At 33.1% G+C, this 3,949-nt stretch carries 4 protein-coding genes; all 4 read left to right on the top strand.

What is annotated here, in order from left to right; translation table 11 throughout:
- Positions 1 to 2,073 (top strand): hypothetical protein (locus V7164_RS24045; RefSeq protein WP_335355468.1); only part of this gene is annotated, 2,073 nt, incomplete at its 5' end.
- Between the two features lie 421 nt (positions 2,074 to 2,494).
- Complete coding sequence (locus V7164_RS24040) at positions 2,495 to 3,073, top strand: HNH endonuclease (protein ID WP_335355467.1); 579 nt, start codon at positions 2,495 to 2,497, stop codon at positions 3,071 to 3,073.
- A 210-nt stretch (positions 3,074 to 3,283) separates the two neighbouring features.
- On the top strand, positions 3,284 to 3,565 hold the full coding sequence (locus V7164_RS24035) for a hypothetical protein (protein ID WP_335355466.1): 282 nt from the start codon (positions 3,284 to 3,286) through the stop codon (positions 3,563 to 3,565).
- A 61-nt stretch (positions 3,566 to 3,626) separates the two neighbouring features.
- Positions 3,627 to 3,815: a hypothetical protein gene (locus V7164_RS24030; RefSeq protein ID WP_335355465.1), complete on the top strand. Its 189-nt coding sequence runs from the start codon at positions 3,627 to 3,629 to the stop codon at positions 3,813 to 3,815.
- The last annotated feature ends 134 nt before the right edge of the window (positions 3,816 to 3,949 follow it).

The raw sequence follows: 3,949 nt of genomic DNA, 5'->3' as shown, positions 1-3,949 counted from the left end.
AGTCTAATGTGTGGGTTAACTAAAGAAGTGATCAACGCAATGGGTGGCATTAATCTAACGAAATATCAAGCGTACAAAAGTCTTTGTAGTAGCGCATCAGTTGAATGGGAGGAATTTGCTAAAGAGTTGATTGATAAATGTATCGTTGTAGATGATTTAACTGTGACGATTAATACTAAAGTAGATTACATTAACCGTGATACATACGATATTACACCAAATGTACTAAAGGATGTTGAAATTGAAGTAACTGATGGCTGTGGGATTATGCTTCCAAGTGTATCGGATAAAAGCTTTATGATACGTGCGCCCCATATAAAAGGCTTATTAGTACCATTTGATTTTCAGAAATTCCAAAAGGAACATCCGAATGCAAGTGCTACTGTTACAGATATTTATAATAATACTCATGACATAATTAAAGATGAAATATCCATCATTTTAACTCGCTCACAATTCAAAATGGCTGATTACTATGATAATTGGGCTGAGTATCAGAATAACTTTAAAAAATACAATTGTCAGGCAGCCAAATTAAATGAAGAGGATACATCGGGGGAGGCAACTTTAACGTATCAAATGTTACAGACGTTGACGGACATATCAGATGACGAATTGCAAGAAATTGCATCATCTACAACAAATGACATTCGAAATCTAGGAAGAGATAGAGAAACAACTTTGCGTATTATGGGAGCAAGTGATGATAATGAAAGGAAAAATTACTTCCAACAGGCACTATCGCTATATCCTAATCTACTTAATGATAAGCACACGAAAGAAGCCATTAAGAAGAAAAAAGAAGCTTTAATTAAGGATAGTAAATCAGGGAAGATACGGATTGATGGTGCTAAATATACATTTTTGATTCCTGATTTATACGCCCTCTGTCAAAAAATATTTGGACTTGAGGTTACAGGATTATTGGAAAGTGATCAGGTTTATTGCAGATTGTATGATGAAGGGGAAATGTGCATACTTCGCAGCCCGCATTTGCATAAAGAATGGGGAATTAGGAATAACACTAAATCCGAAAAGATGAAGGAATGGTTTATCACAGATGGTATCTTCACATCAATTAATGATAACTTGTCAAAAATGCTCCAATTCGACCATGATGGTGATAAAAGTCTCTGTATCCAATCAGATCTCGTAACGAAAATTGCCAAAAGGAATATGTGGGGAATCATCCCTCTGTACTACGAGATGGCTAAAGCGAATGCAGAGCAGATTGATGATAAAAACCTCTACAATAGTCTAGTCGAAGCATATAAAGCCCAGGTGGGGGTAGTAAGTAACGAAATAACAAAAATCTGGAACCGTGGAAGAATTGATGATAATGCCAAGAAGGTTGTAAAATGGCTAACCATGGAAAGTAATTTCCAAATAGATCGGGCTAAAACGAACTTTATGACAGAAAGACCGGATCACATTGACAAAATAATTAAATCTTACACAAAGACAAAGACACCATATTTCTTCCAATGGGCTAAGAATAAGGAAGCATCAAAGGTTGAGGGATTTAACCTTTCAACTGTAAATCGGCTGGTGAGCATTATAGATAAGGCTAACAAGAGAATGTATTTTGCCAAGGTTGCAGATAAATTTGATTATAAACAATTGCTGAAGAATAAGAGGATTAAATTAGATGATGTAACTGTTCAAGAAATTATTGCAAAGTATGAGGATTTTAGCGAAAACATTAAGTTAATGATGAACGAGAGTGTCAAAGACGATATTGAAAGTGGAGAAGTATTACCAGTACATAAATTTATCAGAAAGGAATTCTTAAAGATTAAAAATAATGCACATTACGTTTCAGATGTACTCGTTAAATATCTGTATTCGGATAAAGATTCTCCATTTAAGACTATCTTGTGGAGTTCTTTTGGAAAGGAAATCATCAGAAATATTAAGAAGAATGTGCATAACATAGTGGAATGTAAAAGCTGTGGTTGCACAATAGATGAGCCAAAAAAGAATCAAATGAGATGTATTAAATGTCAGAAGTTGAGGGACAATGAAAAGTCAAAATTTGGGATGCAGAAGTTAAGGTTAATGACAATAGCATAAATGTAAACAACCCCTTAAAAGCCTTTGTTTAAGGGGTTTTTTGCTATTTTTAGAGATATATAGATAAGAGTCTTTAAAGGAAGGGGAAAACGTTAAGAGATCATGATGGAGTGTTTTCCTTTCCTCTTTTTTATTCTATCCAACTAAACATTTAATATATACCAATTATATCATAACATATAAAAATATGCAATACAAGTGTTTGTTTTATCATAAAAATGTTTAAACGTTCCCGTAATTATAGTTTAGTGTACTTTTGAAAGAATTGCAAGCACTAATTTCTAATTTGCATCAATTGTCTAACTTGATAAGCATTGATTCTCCCCAATGTGATTTCGAATTAGGCAATTGCTGGAGATTAGAACAGTCATGTCGAGATGACACGCAGCCAACAAATTAATTACAAGGGAGATGTTGATTAATGAATTACGGAGATGATTCAATCAAGAAGGAGTTACCAAGGTTTGAGGAAGTAAAACATGAGATGTTACCACTTAGGGGATTTAGTAAGTATAAAGTACATCCAGAAATAGGAAAGATTTATAGTTTAGAGTCAAGACGATGGTTGCTAGTAAATGCTGTTGGTGTGGGAGACAAAGGTTATTTGCAAACTTCACTTAAAAATGATTTCGGTGCATCAATTCCAATTTATGAGCATGAAGCTGTTTATGCAGCCGTATGGGGTGAGGAACCTAAAGCGTGGAGAAGGTATGGAAATGGTGAAAAATTGGAGATAGATCACATTTCAGGTGATGTTAAAGATAATAGTATTTCAAATTTAAGGCTTGGAACTTCTGAAGACAACAAAAAGAATAGAAGTTATGATGTGCCGAGAAACTATTTAACCATGGAAAATGCACGGATTGTTAGAGAACTTTTTGAAAAGTGGGAAGGTAGAAAGACAGATTTCTATACAGAAATGTCAAAGAAATTTGATGTTGGGAAGCGTACAATTCAAAATGCTATTCTTTCAGTAACTTATAAAGGTGAAGCATCATGAGTAATAAAGATGTGAAGCCAGTTGAATATTTAACAAATATCAGAAGGATTGAGTCTTATCGGATTGAAAATGGTTTAGTTGTTGATGTCCAGTACATAGAAGATAAAAGTAAATAATACATAATATTACATAATTCACAAATTTATCATTTCTCCTCATAGGTATTTTAGATTATACATAGAAAACCTATCTATGAGGGGGAGTGATATTATGAATCTTGAGCTTGCTAAAAAACGTTTGGCTAAATTACAGAACTTTATTGAGTTAACAGAGTCATATAAGGCTGAGACAATTGAACAGAAAATTATCTTGGAATATGCAATTTCCTCAAGTATGAGCAAAGTAAGATGGAAAATGAAAAAATTAGGTCATGATGTTGAGATAAAGGATATTTCAGAAATTATTAGAAGTAAGCCAATGGATGAATTACATAAGATTGTACGTGGATTTTTAAAAGCAAAGTCACCGAAGAAAGATGAAGATATTTGGTAGATGTTTGGAAGGTATTTCCTCTAAGTTTGTCGAAACAGTAGGCAGAAAGGAGGGGATAGGGATGCAAATGTTAGTAAAAATGAAAAATAAAGATACTTTTGTGTTTGACCTGAAAAATGGAACTACTAATGGTTTTGATAATTTACTGTCATTATTAAAAACAGCAGAGGAAACAAAACAAGATTTTACTTTGAATGATCAGATATTTAATTTTAAAGATGTTTACTCATTTGAATTTGTAATTGAATAATTTAGAGTTAAGCAGTCCTTCAATTTGAGGGGCTGTTTTTATTTATTATTTATTATTGAAACTTCTGGCACGGTACGTTCGTACTATTTGCTAGAGGTGAAGATATTGAAAATATTTATTCAAACATTAAAGAC

The organism is Bacillus sp. JJ1474, from assembly GCF_036965225.1.
Classification (GTDB): Bacteria; Bacillota; Bacilli; order Bacillales; family Cytobacillaceae; genus Cytobacillus.
Note: the sequence above shows the minus strand (reverse complement) of the source record. Positions and strands in the feature narration are given on the sequence as shown.